This is a genomic window from Hyphobacterium marinum (genome assembly GCF_036330325.1).
GTDB classification, from domain to species: Bacteria; Pseudomonadota; Alphaproteobacteria; order Caulobacterales; family Maricaulaceae; genus Hyphobacterium; species Hyphobacterium marinum.
The window spans coordinates 75,952-91,830 of record NZ_JAZDRO010000002.1 but is presented as its reverse complement, the minus strand read 5'-3'; the positions used below and the strand labels follow the sequence as shown (position 1 = coordinate 91,830).

Sequence of the window (15,879 nt, the reverse complement as noted above, 5' to 3'; positions counted from 1 at the left end):
ACCGCCCCGGCGTTTTACTGTCTGGCTGTGAGTGTCAGTCCTAGACCCACTCGACCTTGAGCACTTCATAGGATTTCAGCCCACCGGGCGCATTGACCTCGACGACATCGCCGATTTCCTTGTTGATCAGCGCGCGCGCGATCGGGGAGGACAGCGACACCTTGCCCGCTTTCACGTCGGACTCGTCCTCGCCCACAATCTTGTAGACAGCTTCCTCGTCGGTATCCTCGTCGACCACGGTCACGGTCGCGCCGAACTTGATGGTGTCACCATCCAGTTTCGACACATCGATAACCTGCGCCCGGGCGATCTTGTCTTCCAGCTCGGCAAGCCGGCCCTCGATCCAGCCCTGGCGCTCCTTGGCGGCATGGTATTCAGCGTTCTCCGACAGATCACCGTGCTCGCGGGCTTCCGCGATGGCCTGGATCACGGCCGGGCGCTCCTCGGTCTTCAATCTCTTGAATTCATCGTCGAGGGCTTTGAACCCCTCGGCGGTCATGGGGACTTTATTCATGGCGGTAATTTCTCAGAAGTTCAGACAGTCCGCAGTCCGGGCGGACTACGTAGAGTAGGATTGCAATGAACGCGGTTCAAGCGCTCCTGCATCAATCTTAAGCAAGGACTGCACGGCCGCGATAGCCGCTGATGCAGTCGTGTAGCACGGGATTTTCAACTCCAGTGCCGTGCGGCGGATGGAATAGGAGTCCTTGTGCGACTGCCGGCCCTCGGTCGTGTTCACGATGAGTTGCACTTCGCGGTTCTTGATCGCGTCAACGATATGCGGCCGGCCTTCGAAGACCTTGTTGACCCGCGTGACCGGGACGCCCGAGGCTTCCAGTGACGTCGCGGTACCGGATGTCGCCAGGATCTCGAAACCCATCGAGACCAGTGTCTTGGCCGCGCCGGTCATGAGAGGCTTGTCGGATTCTTTCAGCGAAATGAAGACCGCGCCGGTGCGGGGCAGCTTCACCCCGGCGGCCAGCTGCGACTTGGCGAAGGCGGACTCGAAGTCGGCATCAATGCCCATCACCTCCCCGGTGGACCGCATTTCCGGGCCCAGGACCGGATCGACGCCCGGGAAGCGCGCAAACGGCATCACCGCTTCCTTGACTGCGACATGCTTCGGCGCAGGCGGTTTGAGGCCGAATTCGGCAAGGCTCGCGCCCGCCATCACTTTCGCCGCGATTTTCGCGACCGGCGTGCCGATGGCCTTCGCCACGAAGGGCACGGTGCGCGAGGCGCGCGGATTGACTTCCAGCACGTAGATCTCGCCGTCCTTGATGGCGAACTGGACATTCATCAGGCCGCGTACGCCGATGGCGAGCGCCATGGACGCGGCCTGCGCCTTCAACTCGTCAATGGTTTCAGCAGAAAGCGAGTAGGGCGGCAGCGAGCAGGCAGAATCGCCCGAATGCACGCCGGCTTCCTCGATATGCTGCATCACGCCTGCGACCCAGACATCCTTGCCGTCGCAGATCGCGTCGACATCGACCTCTTGCGCATTGTCGAGATAGCGGTCGATCAGGAGCGGTGACTTGCCCGAAACGATGACGGCTTCGCGGATATAGCGGTCGAAGCTTTCCTTTTCCCGGACCACTTCCATGCCGCGCCCGCCCAGCACGTAGGAGGGGCGCAGGACCAGCGGGAAGCCGAGCGTCTCAACGGCGGTCTGCGCTTCGGCTTCGGAATGGGCGATGACGTTGGGAGGTTGTTTCAGACCCAGGTCATCAAGCAGCGCCTTGAAGCGCTCGCGGTCCTCGGCCAGATCGATGGCTTCGGGCAGCGTGCCGAGAATGGGTACGCCCGCGGCCTCGAGATCACCGGCCAGCTTCAGCGGTGTCTGACCGCCATACTGGACGACGACACCCAAAAGCTCGCCGTTCTGGCGCTCGGTCTCGATCAGCTCAAGCACGTCCTCGGTCGTCAGCGGCTCGAAATAGAGCCGGTCGGCGGTGTCATAGTCGGTCGAGACGGTTTCCGGGTTGCAATTGACCATGATCGACTCGATGCCGACCTCGGCGAACGCGAAGGCTGCATGGCAACAGCAATAATCGAACTCGATCCCCTGGCCGATCCGGTTCGGACCCCCGCCGAGGATGATCGCCTTCTTCCGGTCGGTGGGCTGAGATTCATCATCCGCCGGTTGATCGAACCCGCCTGTTTCATAGGTCGAGTACATGTAGGGCGTGACAGCTTCGAACTCGGCCGCGCAGGTATCGACCCGCTTGAAAACGGGGCGTACGCCAAGACCGCGCCGGGCAGTGCGGACGGCGTTCTCGTCCTGACCGGAGAGTTTTGCCAGCCGTGCGTCTGAAAACCCCTTGGCTTTCAGGTCGTGCATCTCGCGGGCCGTTATCGGCAGCCCGTTCTTGCGGATGTCTTCTTCCAGCGCGACCAGCTCCTCGATCTGACGAAGGAACCAGGGCTCGTAGGCGCATGCCATGTTGATTTCGTCGACGGTGAGGCCCTCGCGGAAGGCTTGCGCGACATAGCGCAACCGGTCCGGAGTCGGGCGAGACAGCGCGGCGGTAATCGCCTCGCGCCGGCCGCCTTCGTCCACGGCATCGGCCAGGCCCTCGATGACGACCTCGTCAAACCCGTCGAGATTGGTTTCCAGTGACCGCATCGCCTTCTGGACCGACTCCTGGAAGGTCCGCCCGATCGCCATGGCCTCGCCGACCGATTTCATCGACGTGGTCAGGATGTTTGACGCGCCGGGATATTTTTCAAAAGCGAAGCGCGGGATCTTGGTGACGACATAATCAATCGTCGGTTCAAAACTCGCCGGGGTCGCGCCGCCGGTGATGTCGTTGGCGATCTCGTCGAGTGTGTAGCCGACGGCGAGCTTCGCCGCGACGCGCGCGATGGGAAAGCCCGTGGCTTTCGAGGCCAGCGCCGAGGAGCGCGACACGCGCGGATTCATCTCGATGACGACCATGCGCCCGGTCTTGGGATCGACGGCGAACTGCACGTTCGATCCGCCTGTCTCCACCCCGATCTCGCGCAGTACCGCGATCGAGGCGGACCGCATGCGCTGGTATTCCTTGTCGGTCAACGTCAGGGCCGGAGCGACGGTGACGCTGTCGCCGGTATGCACGCCCATCGGGTCGATATTTTCGATCGAGCAGATGATGATGCAGTTGTCCGCGCGGTCGCGGACCACTTCCATCTCGTACTCTTTCCACCCGAGTACGGACTCCTCGACGAGGATTTCATTGACGGGGGAGGCGGCGATGCCCGCTTCGCAGATTTCGCGGAATTCCTCGATATTGTAGGCGATACCGCCGCCCGTGCCGCCCATCGTGAAGGAGGGCCGGATGATGGTCGGCAGGCCGATCTCGTCGATTAGCGCCTCGGCTTCGGCCAGGCTGTGGGCCACGCCCGAGCGCGGGCTTTCCAGGCCAATGGAATCCATCGCCTTGCGGAAGCGCTCGCGGTTCTCCGCCTTGTCGATCACGTCGGCCCGCGCGCCGATCATTTCCACGCCGAAAAGGTCGAGCACGCCGGAACGGTCGAGATCCAATGCGCAATTGAGCGCCGTCTGCCCGCCCATGGTCGGCAGAAGGGCGTCCGGGCGCTCCTTCTCGATCACCTTGGCAACCATGTCCGGCGTGATCGGCTCGACATAGGTCGCGTCGGCCAGCCCCGGATCGGTCATGATCGTCGCCGGGTTCGAATTGACGAGGATGACCCGGTAGCCCTCCTCTTTCAGCGCCTTGACCGCCTGTACCCCCGAATAGTCGAATTCGCAGGCCTGCCCGATGACGATGGGGCCGGCCCCGATGATCAGGATGGAGTTGATGTCGGTCCGTTTGGGCATGGAGATTCCGGTCCCGTTAGCGCTCGCAGACACACGTCCGGCGGGGCCGCCGGTCGGGTGTCGTCTTCGGTTGTTGTGCTAGGCGACGTTCCTAGACCGGATTCGCCGCGATGGCGAGCGTCTTAGCTGCCCTCAAGCTGGAACCCCCGCCACAGCACCGGCTGGATTTCGGCGCTGAGGCCGGTGACGCGTTCGGCGACCAGCCAGAAGGCCCGCTCACGAAGGAACGGAATGACTGGTCGGGCTTCCAGGATCACCCGTTCCGCCGCCCGGTAGGCCTGGGTGCGCAAGTCAGCATCGACGGTCGCGCGGGCCTCTCCAATTAGCCGCGCGAACTCATCGTCGGCCTCGCCCGGCTGGCCAAACCAGAACGTGTTGTCGGCAAAGCCGCCCGGCGTGAAGGGTTCGATCATGAAGTCGGGATCGGATTTGAGCCCGCGGTCAAAATGGGCGAGCGCAACGTCATAGTCCCCGCCATCAATGGCCGGATAGAGATCGGCGGGCGGTGTGGCGAAAATCTCCACATCGATGCCAATCTGGCTCCAGTCGTCGGCAATGGCGATGGCGAGGCGTTCCCGCTCCCCCGGCAGGCAGCGCAGCTGGATACGCGGAGCATTCGCTCCGGTCAGGCCCGCATTGACCAGGAGCTGGCGGGCGGCCAGCCGGTTATCGCGGACCGAGCCGTCCTCGTAAAACAGACCCGGAATGATGTGGCGCGTGGGTGTGGCCGTGCCAGCCAGAAGGCTCTCGGCCAGAAAATTCCGGTCGATGGCGAGGTCCAGTGCACGGCGGAAATCCGCATTGCCGGTCAACGCCCGGCCCATATTGACCTTGAGATAGGTGAGTTTCGGGGCTTCGTACGGGAGGACCTGATAGGGCAGGCGTTCCGTCAGCATGGCGATCTGGGTCGCCAGCGGCGCTTCGGCGATGTCGTAGTCCCCGGCACGGAAGAGCCGCGCGCGCGTCGCCGCATCCTCCACCGCCTCGATATGGACGGTTTCGATCCGCGCCGGGTTCCAGGCGCGCGGATTGCGGGCGAGGCGCAGCGACAGCGGACCAGTCTCGGTCAATGTGAAGGGGCCGCAGCCGACGAAATGCTCTGGGTCCACCCACGCCCCGCCATGCGCCTCGATGACATGTCGTGGAAAGGGATAGAATTCGCGCATCAGAAGCGGAAAGTAGCCGAGCGGCGCGGTCAGTTGGAATTCGACCCTGCGGTCGTCAATGGCCCGCACGCCCATTGTCTCGGGACCGGCTTCGCCGCGCAGGATTTCCGGGGCATTTCTGACCGCATAGAAGTCGCCAATGGCCGCAAAGGTCGACGCCGGATCGACGATCCGGCGCGCCGACCACACGACGTCTTCGGCCGTGAGCGGCGTTTCGTCCGACCAGAGCAAGCCCTCGCGCAGGCGGAAGGTCCATGTCCTTGCGTCCGGGCTCGCTTCCCAGCTTTCCGCGAGGCCCGGCGCGAGCCCGCCATCGCGGCCATAATCGGTGAGGGGCCCATGGATCTGCTTGTAGACAAGGGCCGAGGCCGCGAGCTGACCAATGGCTGGGTCAAGTGAATCCGGCAGGCCGGCAATCGCCACGCGCAGGATCGGTTCGCTGTCGTCGCGCCGCTGGGGCGAGCAGGCCGTCAGACCGGCGAGCGAGAGGCCGCCGAGCAGAAGTGCGCGGCGGTCGATCCGGAGCGCGCCGGCGTTCAGACCTTCACCTCGCGTTCGGGATCAGGCTCGCGCTTGGACGGTTCAACGAAGTAGAGCCCGCCCGTGTCCCAGCGCTCCACCGGGCCATAGGCACTCATCGCGCCCAGCGCGGTGTAGTGGGTGATGATCGCCTTGCGCACGGCATTGGGCTTTTTCGCGACCGTGCCGCGGTGAAGAAGCCGGGCATGCCAGATCAGCACGTCGCCCTTTTCCGCAGTGAACTCGACCTTTTCAAGATCATTGGCGTCGATCATTTCCTCGAAGAACGGTGTCAGCACGCGTTCGGAATGGATCGGCCAGGCGCGGGTCTGGCGAACTTCCTCGGGCACGAAATTGAGGATTTTGCTTTTCTTGATGTGCGGCCATTTGTGCGAGCCGGGCACGAACTGGAACGGTCCGGTTTCCGGTCCGATCGTGTCGAGCGCGAACCAGCACGCGACATAGCGCCCGCGCACTTCGTCGGGATTCAGGTAATCGTCCTGATGCCAGTCGCGCTGCGTGGTGCGCCAGCCGGTGAGGTTGAGGTTCATCACCATCGGCTCGCCGATCAGGGCTTCCAGCGTTTCGGCCAGCGGTCCGTAGAGGCAGAGGTCGCGGATTTCCTTGACCTCCATATAGGGTGTCTCGTCGTCCCAGCCGCCGGGGGCCTGGAGCCGTTCGCGCACCTTGCAATAGCGGTCGATGACGTCGTGCGGGATGAAATCGCGCAGGATCAGATAGCCGTTCTCGCGCCAGTGCCGCTGGGCATCGGACAGCGCCGTCTCGTTGACATCGCGGCGGTCGAGCGGGGGCAGCATGTTGTCGCTGGGGGCGTCCTCGGCGATGTCGGTCCAGCTGATCGACGCCTTAAACGGGTTCTGCGCGAAGAGGAAGAGTTCCTCGTCCTGATGTGTGCCGCCAGCCAGCCGCGTCCGCATCGCACCGAAGCCAGCTGCTTTCGCGGCGGTCTCGAGGCTTTCCGGGGTGAAGAACCAGCGCCGGACATTCGCGCCGAGCTTGTCCCAGGCCGCGCCCTGGTCCTTGCGCTCCTGGGCATCAAAATTTGGTGTTGTGATCGCCAGGAGGCCACCGGGTTTCAGACGGCCACGGCAGGCCTTGAGGAAGGCTACCGGGTCATCGGCAAAGCTGATCACGTCAAATGCGGTCACCGCCTCGAAGGCGTTCTCCTCGACGACCGAGTTTTCGATCGTGGCCGGTTCAATATCGACCTTCAGGTATTTGCGGCCCCAGTCGGCGAGATCGCCCCACTTGTCGACGCCGCGAATCCCCCAGCCATGAGCGCGGCAGTGCATGAGGAAATAGCCCGCACCGCAGCCGACATCGAGAATGCTGCGTCCCCACGGGCCGTCCTTGACGATCCAGGGCGACAGATCGCGGGCCGCTTCCATGACCCGCTCGTACTTGAAGCTGAGACTGGACAGGTCGAGTGACTTCCAGTCGTCCATGTAATGTTCGCGGTCGAGATCGGTGAAATCGAAGGCGACGCCCGGTTGACGTTCCGCAAGGCCGCAGGCGGCACACCGCTCGACCGAAACGGTCTGGTTGATCGGGACACTGAAAGGTTCGAAGAAGACCTCGAACGTGCCGCCGCAGGCAGGGCAGATCCGGGCGTCCGCGCTCATGCAGCCTGCCGGGTCTTCAGTGAGTCCACGAAGCGTTCAAAGACGTTGAAACTGTCCTGCGGGCCCGGGCTGGCCTCGGGGTGGTGCTGGACAGCAGTCACCGGCCGGTCCTTCAGCCGGAAGCCGCAATTGGTTCCGTCAAACAGCGAAACATGGGTCTCCACCGCGTCGGCTGGCAGGGTGTCCGCATCGACTGCAAACCCGTGGTTCATCGACACGATCTCGACCTGGCCGGTCTCGTGGTTCTTCACCGGGTGGTTCGCTCCGTGATGGCCCTGGGCCATTTTCAGCGTCTTCGCGCCCAGCGCCAGCGCCAGCATCTGGTGGCCGAGGCAGATGCCGAGCATCGGTACGCCCGCCTCGATAAGGCCGCGCAATGTCGCCAGCGCATAGCCACCGGTCGCGGCCGGGTCGCCCGGACCGTTCGAGACCACGACACCGTCGGGCTTCATGGCAAGAATATCGTCCGCGCTGGCCTTGCCCGGTGCGACGCTGACCCGCGCGCCCGCCGCGGCAAGGCGGCGCAGGATGTTGGCCTTCACGCCATAGTCCAGCACCACGACGCGCGGCCCGTCCGACGGGCCCTTGTCGAAGCCGTTCGGCCAGTCCCAGGCGCTTTCGGCCCAATCGCTATTGCCGGTCTGGGCAACCGCCGCGGCCAGTTCGCGGCCTTCCATGGCCGGTGCTTCGGCGGCGAGCTTGCGCAGGGCATCGAGATCGAATTCACCATCAGGCGCGTGTGCGGTGACGGCCATCGGCATGCCCTGTTCGCGAATGCGGCGGGTCAGGGCGCGCGTGTCGATACCGGTGACGGCGATGATCCCGCGTCCGGCAAGCCAGCTGTCGAAACTCTCTTCCGCGCGCCAGTTGGCCGGCGCGGTGATGACGGCGCGCGAAACCATGCCGACGGCGGCCTTGCGGGCCGGTTCGCTGGCTGATTCCTCGTCCTGGATATTCGCGCCGACATTGCCCACATGAGGGAAGGTGAAGCAGACGATCTGACCGGCATAGGACGGGTCCGCCAGGATTTCCTGGTGCCCGGTCATCGCCGTGTTGAAACAGAGCTCTCCAACCGCTTCGCCAGCGGCACCGGCTCCGGTTCCGAAAAATGTGCTGCCATCGGCCAGGACGATCACCCCGGTCGGCTTGGCGGTGGGGGCTTGCTTTTCAGGCGATACCGTCATATCTGCGCGCTCCTTGGAATTCGGGGCGGATCGGCTTATATCAGGCCTGCTCGAATTCGCCGGGACGTTATGCAACGCCGTGGTTAGCGTCAAGAAACGGGACGCGTTGAGAAATCACACAAAATCAATGGCTTGAGCGCTGGCAGATGCGCTTGCCGGAAAATGGTTGAAACTGCAATGTCAATTCGGGAACGAATCCTCGCCGACACGAAGGCCGCGATGAAGAGCAAGGATGCTCTGCGCGTGTCGACCCTGCGGCTGATCTCTGCGGCCATCAAGGACCGCGATATTGCCGCGCGCGCGGAAGACCGCTGCACGGGCTGCGAGGAAAGCGAAATCATGGCCATCCTGCAAAAGCTGGCCAAGCAACGCGACGAAAGCGCGGATACCTACGAGTCCGCCGGCCGTCTCGATCTCGCCGAGCGCGAGCGCGAGGAAGCCGAAATCGTGCGCGAATACCTCCCCCAGCCGATGGAAGAGGCCGAAATCGAACGCGCCGCGAAATCGGTGGTCGAGGAACTCAACGCCTCCGGCCTGAAGGATATGGGCAAGTGCATGGGGACGCTTAAGGAGCGCTACACGGGCCGCATGGACTTCTCCAAGGCCGGCGCGAAAGTGAAAACACTCCTCTCCGACGTGGCCTGACGCATGGCGCAGGCGCGCGCCAGCGATTAGGCTGGCGCGTCAGGCCTGCGGCGGAAGCGTTTGCGACATGCGATTGAGCGATGACTTCAAGGACGAGATACGCGCCCGGATCCGGTTGTCCGACCTGATCGGGCGCAAGGTCGCCCTGAAGCGTCAGGGCCGCGAGTTCGCCGGCCTGTCGCCCTTCAAGAAAGAGAAGACGCCGTCCTTCTTCGTCAATGACGAGAAGAAATTCTACCATTGCTTTGCCTCCGGCGAGCATGGGGATGCCTTCGACTGGCTGATGAAGATCGAAGGCCTGTCCTTCATGGAGGCCGCCGAACGCCTGGCCGGTGAGGCGGGGCTTGCGCTGCCGAAAGGCGACCCGGACGCGGCGCGGAAAGCCGAGCGCGGCAAGTCCCTGATCGAGTGGATGGAGGCCGCCCAGGCCTTTTTCGAGCAATCCCTGCGCGCCCGCAGCGGGACGGATGCCCGGCGCTATCTCGAGAGCCGTGGTCTGTCGCCGGATGACTGGCGGCGGTTCGGCATCGGCTATGCGCCTGACAGCCGGGCCGCGTTGAAGGATGAACTCATCGCCTCAGGGGCCAGTCCGGGCGACCTCATTGAAACGGGGCTTCTGATAGCGCCGGACGATGGCGGTGCGCCCTATGACCGGTTCCGGGGCCGCATCATGTTCCCGATCCGCGACCCGCGCGGGCGGCTTGTCGCCTTCGGCGGGCGGGCGATGAACAAGAATGCCCGGGCGAAGTATCTCAACTCCCCCGAGACGCCGATCTTCCATAAGGGCTCGACGCTCTACCGCTATCCGGAAGCACGAAAGGCTGCCGCCGATCCGACCTCCGGCGCGCGCGGCCTGATCGTGGCGGAAGGCTATCTCGACGCCATTGCCTTTGCCCGGGCCGGGCTGGATCACGCCGTCGCACCACTGGGCACGGCGCTGACCGAGGACCAGCTGACACTGCTCTGGCGGGCCGGGGCCGAACCGGTCCTGTGCTTTGACGGCGACAGCGCCGGACGCCGTGCCGCAGGTACGGCCGCCGACCGCGCCTTGCCGATGCTGGAACCCGGCCGGTCGCTACGCTTCATCTTCCTGCCTGAAGGCAAGGACCCGGACGATCTGTTGCGTGAGGAGGGGGCGGGCGCACTGCGCAAGGCCGCGTCCGACACGCGGCCGCTTTCACAGCTGCTCTGGGACCGTGAGGCCGAACTTGAACCCCTGGACGATCCCGACCGGCGCGCCGGCTTCCGGCGGCGGTTGCGCGCGCTTCTGTCACGCATTGCCAATCCGGATGTTCGCGAGGAATACAAGCGCGATTTCGATGCCCGGCTGGAGGCCATGTTCGGTGGTGCACGCCGGTCAGGCGGCTGGAAAAAGCGCGATGCGGTCCCCGGTCCGACCGGTGAACTGAAACGGGCCGCCAGTGGCGGTACGGCCCCGGCACCCGCGCGGCTTCTGCTGCTTGCGGCCATCGAGTATCCCGAGATCGCCGAAGATCACGCCGAGACGCTGGCCTCGATGGGTTTCGGCGCGCTTGACTCGCTACGTGACGCCGTTCTAGACGCCTGCTCTTCTGGCGAAGTTGCAGATGAGGGTGGCTTGCGCGCCGCGCTCATGAATCGGGGGCATACGGAAGTTTTGCGGCGTCTGGGGAGCGATCTCGGCCCCATGCGCGCGGCATTGGGAGGCGTGGAAGCCTCCCGCGCGCTGCGCGACAGGGCTTGGACGCGGCTGGCGGACACCTATATGGAACGGTCGGGTTTGCGGGCGAAGCGCAGCGAATTGCGCACGCGGCTGCAAGAGGAAATTGGTCGGGGTGATTCAGACGGTTTGCGGCGGCTGGTCGAAGCGCAGAGGCGGACCGGAGCGCGCGGCGGCGAAACCTGAACATCAGCCTGGCAGAAGCGGAATTGGAAGGCGTGCTTGAAACGCGCGCCGATCGGGATTTTGAACGAATGACCAAAACGACGACGGCAGCGGGAACGGGCGGCGACGAGACTCCGCAGGACGGACCGATCCTCGACCTGACTGACAAGGACGTCAAAACGATGATCAAGGCCGCGAAAAAGCGCGGCTACATCACCCATGACGAGATCATCAAGGTCCTGCCCGAGGACGAGTACACGTCCGAACAGATCGAGGACGTGCTCGCCAAGCTGTCGGAAATGGGCGTCAATGTCATCGAGGCCGAAGATGCCGACGATGACGATGATAGTGGCGAAAAGGCCAAGGCCTCCAGCGACTCCGATGACGACGATGATTCCGATGACGATGAGGACGACGGCAAGTCCAAGGCCGTAACCGGCAAGGCCGGTACTGCTGTTGCCGGCCAGAACACGCCGGCCTCTGCGGACCGCACCGACGACCCGGTCCGCATGTATCTGCGTGAAATGGGCACGGTCGAACTGCTCTCGCGCGAGGGCGAGATCGCCATCGCCAAGCGTATCGAGGCTGGCCGCAACGCGATGATCCGCGGCCTCTGCGAAAGCCCGCTCACCTTCGAGGCCATCATGGTCTGGCGCGAGGAGCTGGCCGAGGGCAAGGTCCTCCTGCGCGACATTATCGACCTCGACGCGACCTATGGCGGCAAGAACCCGCAGCCTGACTATTCCGAAGGCGGACGCCCCGACCAGCAGCCCGGCGGCGGCAAGCCCGGCGCGAAAGCCCCGTCCAAGGACGAGGAAGACGACGAAGACGGCGACGGCGAGGACACCGAGAAGGAAGACGGCGAGAGCGAGGACGAGGACGAGGACGACGACGAGGGCGTCAATCTCTCCATCTCCGCGATGGAAGCCGAGCTGCGCGAAGAGGTCATGCAGACGCTCGACGCGATCGCCAACGATTTCAATACGTTCCGTAAGCTCCAGGACAAGCTGGTCAATGCCCGCATCGCCGGCAAGGACCTGTCCAACAAGGACCGTGAAAATTACGAGGGCCTGCAAACGGCCATCGTCACCGAACTGAACAGCCTGCACCTGAACAACGCACGGATCGAGGCGCTGGTCGAGCAGCTCTACGCCATCAACAAGGAATTGATGGCGCTCGAGGGCAAGCTGTTGCGCATGGCTGACGCGCACGGCGTGCCGCGCACCGAATTCATGCAGGCCTATTTCGGCAACGAGATGGACCCGGACTGGTTTGCCGGCCTGAAAGGCAAGTCCAAGGCCTGGGACCGCTTTGTCGACCGTGAGCAGGCCGAGGCCGACGTCATCCGCAGCCATATCGGCGACCTGGCGCAACGTTCCGGCGTGCCGATTGACGATTTCCGCCGCATTGTGCGTACCGTACAGAAGGGCGAGCGCGAGGCGCGCATTGCCAAGAAGGAAATGGTCGAGGCCAACCTCCGCCTCGTTATCTCCATCGCCAAGAAATACACCAATCGCGGCCTGCAATTCCTCGACCTGATCCAGGAAGGCAATATCGGCCTGATGAAGGCGGTCGATAAGTTCGAATACCGCCGTGGCTACAAATTCTCGACCTATGCGACGTGGTGGATCCGCCAGGCCATTACCCGTTCCATCGCCGACCAGGCCCGGACAATCCGCATCCCGGTCCACATGATCGAGACGATCAACAAGATCGTGCGCACTTCGCGCCAGGTCCTCCACGAGATCGGCCGCGAGCCGACGCCGGAGGAGCTCGCCGAAAAGCTCGCCATGCCGCTCGAGAAAGTGCGCAAAGTGATGAAGATCGCCAAGGAGCCGATCAGCCTCGAAACGCCCATTGGCGACGAGGAAGACAGCCATCTCGGTGATTTCATCGAGGACAAGAATGCCGTCCTGCCGATCGACGCGGCGATCCACGCCAATTTGCGGGAGACGACCACGCGCGTGCTCGCCTCGCTCACACCGCGTGAGGAACGCGTGCTGCGCATGCGCTTCGGTATCGGCATGAATACCGATCACACGCTTGAAGAGGTCGGCCAGCAATTCTCGGTGACCCGTGAACGGATCCGCCAGATCGAGGCGAAAGCCCTCAGGAAGCTCAAACACCCGAGCCGGAGCCGCAAGCTGCGGAGCTTCCTGGACAACTAGGGCATCCGCTTGGTCGGACCCATGTCGCAGTGGCTTGGGAGGCGCGGGGCTGAACAGAAGCTCGGGGCTGAACCAGCGTGCCGGACGGCTCTGCATTGCCAGGCTGGCGACGCATCTTGTTGAATTTACCAGTCTTGTTTCTATGCCGGTTTTGAGTCTAGATCGGCTCAGGGACCGTTCAGCAAGCCGGAGTATATACTCATGATCGGTCTGGTTCCTGCCCTCGTCCTGACGTTGACCCAGGGCGTTGACGGTGCCGCCTATTATCGCTCCCAGCAGAGTGTCGAGAGTCTGATCGAGGCTGGCGAATTACACGAGGCATATACCCGCCTTCACGCGCTCAACGCCGCATATGGTCTGAACCCGGACCAATGGGAGCAGCAGGCAAGACTGGCGACAGCTTTGGAACAATGGCCCGACGCGATAGCGGCCTATGACCGGGCATTGTCTTTGGGCGTTCGCAATCCGGCCCGTACACACTATCGAATGGCGGAAGCCTATTTGCGTAGTGGCAATGACGAGGCCGCAATCGCCTCGCTTCGCCTCGCTGTGGATGCGGGTCTTGCGGCCCGTTTCGCAATCTTCAATGACGATGCGTTTGCGAGCCTGAGGGACGACCCGGAATTCCGGGCCATCGCCGGTCTGGCCAGCGGTCCCATTGAGGATAGGCTGCAGAGGTGGTCAAACGACCTCGATTTCCTGGTTTCCGAAGCCAGGAGATTGCACGCTTCGCCTGACCGGCCAGCCGACACGCCCAATTTTCTGGACGCAGTCCAGTTGCTTGAAGGACGCATAGCCGACCTGTCCGACGACGAAGTATTCATGGAAATCCAACGCCTGCTGGTCATGCTCGGGGACGGACATACTTATGCCACCGGGCAGGTTGGAGAGCATGCGGTCAATCCGATTTCACCGGAATCGCGCGCATTGCCCCTGGTTTTCCGGACGTTTTCCGATGACATTTACGTAACTGCAGCAACAGGTGACGGGACGGATCTGATCGGCGGCCGTGTCACGGCATTTGGCGGCATTCCGATAGAAGAGTTTATCGAACGCGCCCGTACCTATATCCACCGCGACAACGCCGAAAGCTGGAAGTTTCTCGGTGCCCATTTCGGTTTCCGTTTCCTGAGTCTTCATCAGGCCATCGGCAGTGCAGAACAGGGAGTGGTGCGCGTCGCTGTTGAACTGCCCACCGGCGAAACCCGGGAGCGCACTCTTCAGGCGGGGCCGTTTTACGATTTTGAACGCAAGCTACGTCCGATGCCCGGCCAGACGGAAGTCCCGCATTTCCTGCAAACGGTTGACCGTCTCTATGGCGGGGAGGTCCTGTTGGAACGCGGAATCTACTATGCGCAGATCAACAATATGAGAAATGATGCCACAGAATCGTTCTCTGAATTCACGGTCCGCTCGGTCGACGAGGCGCTGGCATCAGGAACGGGCGAATTGGTGATCGATCTTCGCCTGAACAACGGCGGCAATAACCATCTTTGCCGGTCGCTCGTCCGCCAACTTGTTCGTTTTGAACTTGCCGAGCCGGGCAATCGTGTCTGGGTGATCACGCGTCATGAGACGTTTTCAGCAGCCCAGAATTGCGTCAACCGGATCGAAGCGATGACCAACGCCGTATTTGTCGGGGAACCGTCTTCATCCAGTCCCAATTTCACGGGAGAAGAAGCAGAGGTCATGCTGCCATACAGCGGCTTGATCCTTTCAATATCAAACCGCTATTGGCAGGATGCCGGTCCAACAGACGACCGGCCCTGGATTGCGCCCGACCTTCCTGTGGTCATGACATTTGACGCTTACGCCAATGGTCGAGATCCGGCACTTGAAGCCATATCCGAAATTGTCCTGCACGGTGGCAGGCCTACCCGATTCGATCGGCGGGCCGGCGACACGGATTTGGCGGTTTCAATTCGGTAGCCGAATTTGGTAGAGCCGCCGACTGTAAGGAGACTCCATGACAGATCTCACCATCCGCGCCGCGCGTCCGAAGGACGCTGCCGCCATCGCCCGCTTGTCGCGTGAGCTGAACGAGGTTGTTGGCGATTCCACCGAGCACTGCACACCGGAAAATATCCGCGCCACGCTCTTCTTTCACGACACGAGTTTTCACGTTCTCGTGGCGGAAAAGGGTGGCGAAGCCATCGGCTATGCCGTCTGGCACGCCTTCTATGACAGCGGTCATGGCGGGGCCGGGGCCTGGCTCGCGGAAGTCTGCGTTGGCAAGGCCGGGCGCGGCGAGGGGGCGGGCCGTGCCCTGTTCGAGGGCGTTGTGGAAGATGTTCGTGAGAGCCCGGCGACCTTCATGATGTGGACCAGCTCGGAAACCGATGCCGCCGAGGGCCTTTATGAAAGCTCGGGTGGCTCGGCCAAACCCGTTCGCCGCTGGGAATTGAATGGGCTCTAGTTCCCATGCCCCAGACCACGCTCACTGTCGAAACCAACGGTCCGGGCCTCTACGATTTCACGCGGGAGGCGGACGCCTTCGTGAGGCAGTTTGGTGATGGCGACGGCCTGCTGACCTGTTTTGTCCGCCACACATCCTGCTCGCTGGTGATCCAGGAGAATGCCGACCCGGATGTACGCCGGGACCTCGACGAATTCTTCCGCCGGCTTGTGCCGCCGGGCGACGATCCGGCGATGGGGTGGCTGCGCCATACCGCTGAAGGTCCGGACGACATGCCGGCCCATATCAAGGCGGCGCTGACGGCCACGAGCCTCTCCATTCCCGTGGCGAACGGCCGGTTGGCACTGGGAACCTGGCAGGGTCTCTATCTCTTCGAGCACCGCGAGCGGAGGCACCGGCGCGAGATCGTGCTCCACCTGTCGGCCTAGCAAACGCCGCACAAGAAAAAACCGGG

General features: G+C 63.1%; 11 protein-coding genes. 6 read left to right on the top strand and 5 right to left on the bottom strand.

What is annotated here, in order from left to right; genetic code table 11:
• Window positions 1-40 precede the first annotated feature (40 nt).
• From greA to carA, 5 genes are all read right to left on the bottom strand, one after another.
• Entirely contained in the window at window positions 41-514 is a 474-nt protein-coding gene (gene greA / locus V0U35_RS05425) for a transcription elongation factor GreA (protein WP_330195655.1), read from the bottom strand.
• Between the two features lie 45 nt (window positions 515-559).
• Window positions 560-3,820 (bottom strand): carbamoyl-phosphate synthase large subunit, encoded by a 3,261-nt coding sequence (gene carB, locus V0U35_RS05420; RefSeq protein ID WP_330195654.1) that lies wholly within the window; start codon window positions 3,818-3,820, stop codon window positions 560-562.
• A gap of 122 nt (window positions 3,821-3,942) precedes the next feature.
• Complete coding sequence (locus V0U35_RS05415) at window positions 3,943-5,409, bottom strand: peptide ABC transporter substrate-binding protein (protein ID WP_330195653.1); 1,467 nt, start codon at window positions 5,407-5,409, stop codon at window positions 3,943-3,945.
• Window positions 5,410-5,522: 113 nt separating this feature from the next.
• Window positions 5,523-7,148, bottom strand: a complete 1,626-nt coding sequence (locus V0U35_RS05410) for a phytanoyl-CoA dioxygenase family protein (RefSeq protein WP_330195652.1) — start codon at window positions 7,146-7,148, stop codon at window positions 5,523-5,525.
• Window positions 7,145-8,332, bottom strand: a complete 1,188-nt coding sequence (carA, locus tag V0U35_RS05405) for a glutamine-hydrolyzing carbamoyl-phosphate synthase small subunit (RefSeq protein WP_330195651.1) — start codon at window positions 8,330-8,332, stop codon at window positions 7,145-7,147. Before carA ends, V0U35_RS05410 begins: the two co-directional genes overlap by 4 nt.
• Before the next feature lie 177 nt (window positions 8,333-8,509).
• Here carA and V0U35_RS05400 point away from each other — a divergent pair, with 177 nt between their 5' ends.
• From V0U35_RS05400 to V0U35_RS05375, 6 genes are all read left to right on the top strand, one after another.
• Window positions 8,510-8,977, top strand: coding sequence for a GatB/YqeY domain-containing protein (locus tag V0U35_RS05400; protein ID WP_330195650.1), 468 nt, complete (start codon window positions 8,510-8,512; stop codon window positions 8,975-8,977).
• A gap of 67 nt (window positions 8,978-9,044) precedes the next feature.
• Window positions 9,045-10,862: a DNA primase gene (gene dnaG, locus V0U35_RS05395; protein WP_330195649.1), complete on the top strand. Its 1,818-nt coding sequence runs from the start codon at window positions 9,045-9,047 to the stop codon at window positions 10,860-10,862.
• 68 nt (window positions 10,863-10,930) lie between these two features.
• Window positions 10,931-13,009 (top strand): RNA polymerase sigma factor RpoD, encoded by a 2,079-nt coding sequence (rpoD, locus tag V0U35_RS05390; RefSeq protein ID WP_330195648.1) that lies wholly within the window; start codon window positions 10,931-10,933, stop codon window positions 13,007-13,009.
• 201 nt (window positions 13,010-13,210) lie between these two features.
• Entirely contained in the window at window positions 13,211-14,938 is a 1,728-nt protein-coding gene (locus V0U35_RS05385) for a TPR end-of-group domain-containing protein (RefSeq protein WP_330195647.1), read from the top strand.
• A 37-nt stretch (window positions 14,939-14,975) separates the two neighbouring features.
• Window positions 14,976-15,425 (top strand): GNAT family N-acetyltransferase, encoded by a 450-nt coding sequence (locus tag V0U35_RS05380; RefSeq protein ID WP_330195646.1) that lies wholly within the window; start codon window positions 14,976-14,978, stop codon window positions 15,423-15,425.
• Between the two features lie 5 nt (window positions 15,426-15,430).
• Window positions 15,431-15,853 carry a secondary thiamine-phosphate synthase enzyme YjbQ gene (locus V0U35_RS05375; RefSeq protein ID WP_330195645.1) on the top strand — a complete coding sequence of 141 codons (423 nt, stop codon included), beginning with the start codon at window positions 15,431-15,433 and terminating at the stop codon, window positions 15,851-15,853.
• Window positions 15,854-15,879 lie beyond the last annotated feature (26 nt).

Excerpts from the sequence above, each read along its gene's own strand:
- carB (WP_330195654.1), bottom strand. The coding sequence starts at position 3,820 with ATGCCCAAACGGACCGACATCAACTCCATCCTGATCATCGGGGCCGGC.
- V0U35_RS05410 (WP_330195652.1), bottom strand. The coding sequence starts at position 7,148 with ATGAGCGCGGACGCCCGGATCTGCCCTGCCTGCGGCGGCACGTTCGAG.
- V0U35_RS05375 (WP_330195645.1), top strand. The coding sequence starts at position 15,431 with ATGCCCCAGACCACGCTCACTGTCGAAACCAACGGTCCGGGCCTCTAC.
- dnaG (WP_330195649.1), top strand. The coding sequence starts at position 9,045 with ATGCGATTGAGCGATGACTTCAAGGACGAGATACGCGCCCGGATCCGG.
- carA (WP_330195651.1), bottom strand. The coding sequence starts at position 8,332 with ATGACGGTATCGCCTGAAAAGCAAGCCCCCACCGCCAAGCCGACCGGG.
- greA (WP_330195655.1), bottom strand. The coding sequence starts at position 514 with ATGAATAAAGTCCCCATGACCGCCGAGGGGTTCAAAGCCCTCGACGAT.
- V0U35_RS05380 (WP_330195646.1), top strand. The coding sequence starts at position 14,976 with ATGACAGATCTCACCATCCGCGCCGCGCGTCCGAAGGACGCTGCCGCC.
- V0U35_RS05385 (WP_330195647.1), top strand. The coding sequence starts at position 13,211 with ATGATCGGTCTGGTTCCTGCCCTCGTCCTGACGTTGACCCAGGGCGTT.
- rpoD (WP_330195648.1), top strand. The coding sequence starts at position 10,931 with ATGACCAAAACGACGACGGCAGCGGGAACGGGCGGCGACGAGACTCCG.
- V0U35_RS05400 (WP_330195650.1), top strand. The coding sequence starts at position 8,510 with ATGTCAATTCGGGAACGAATCCTCGCCGACACGAAGGCCGCGATGAAG.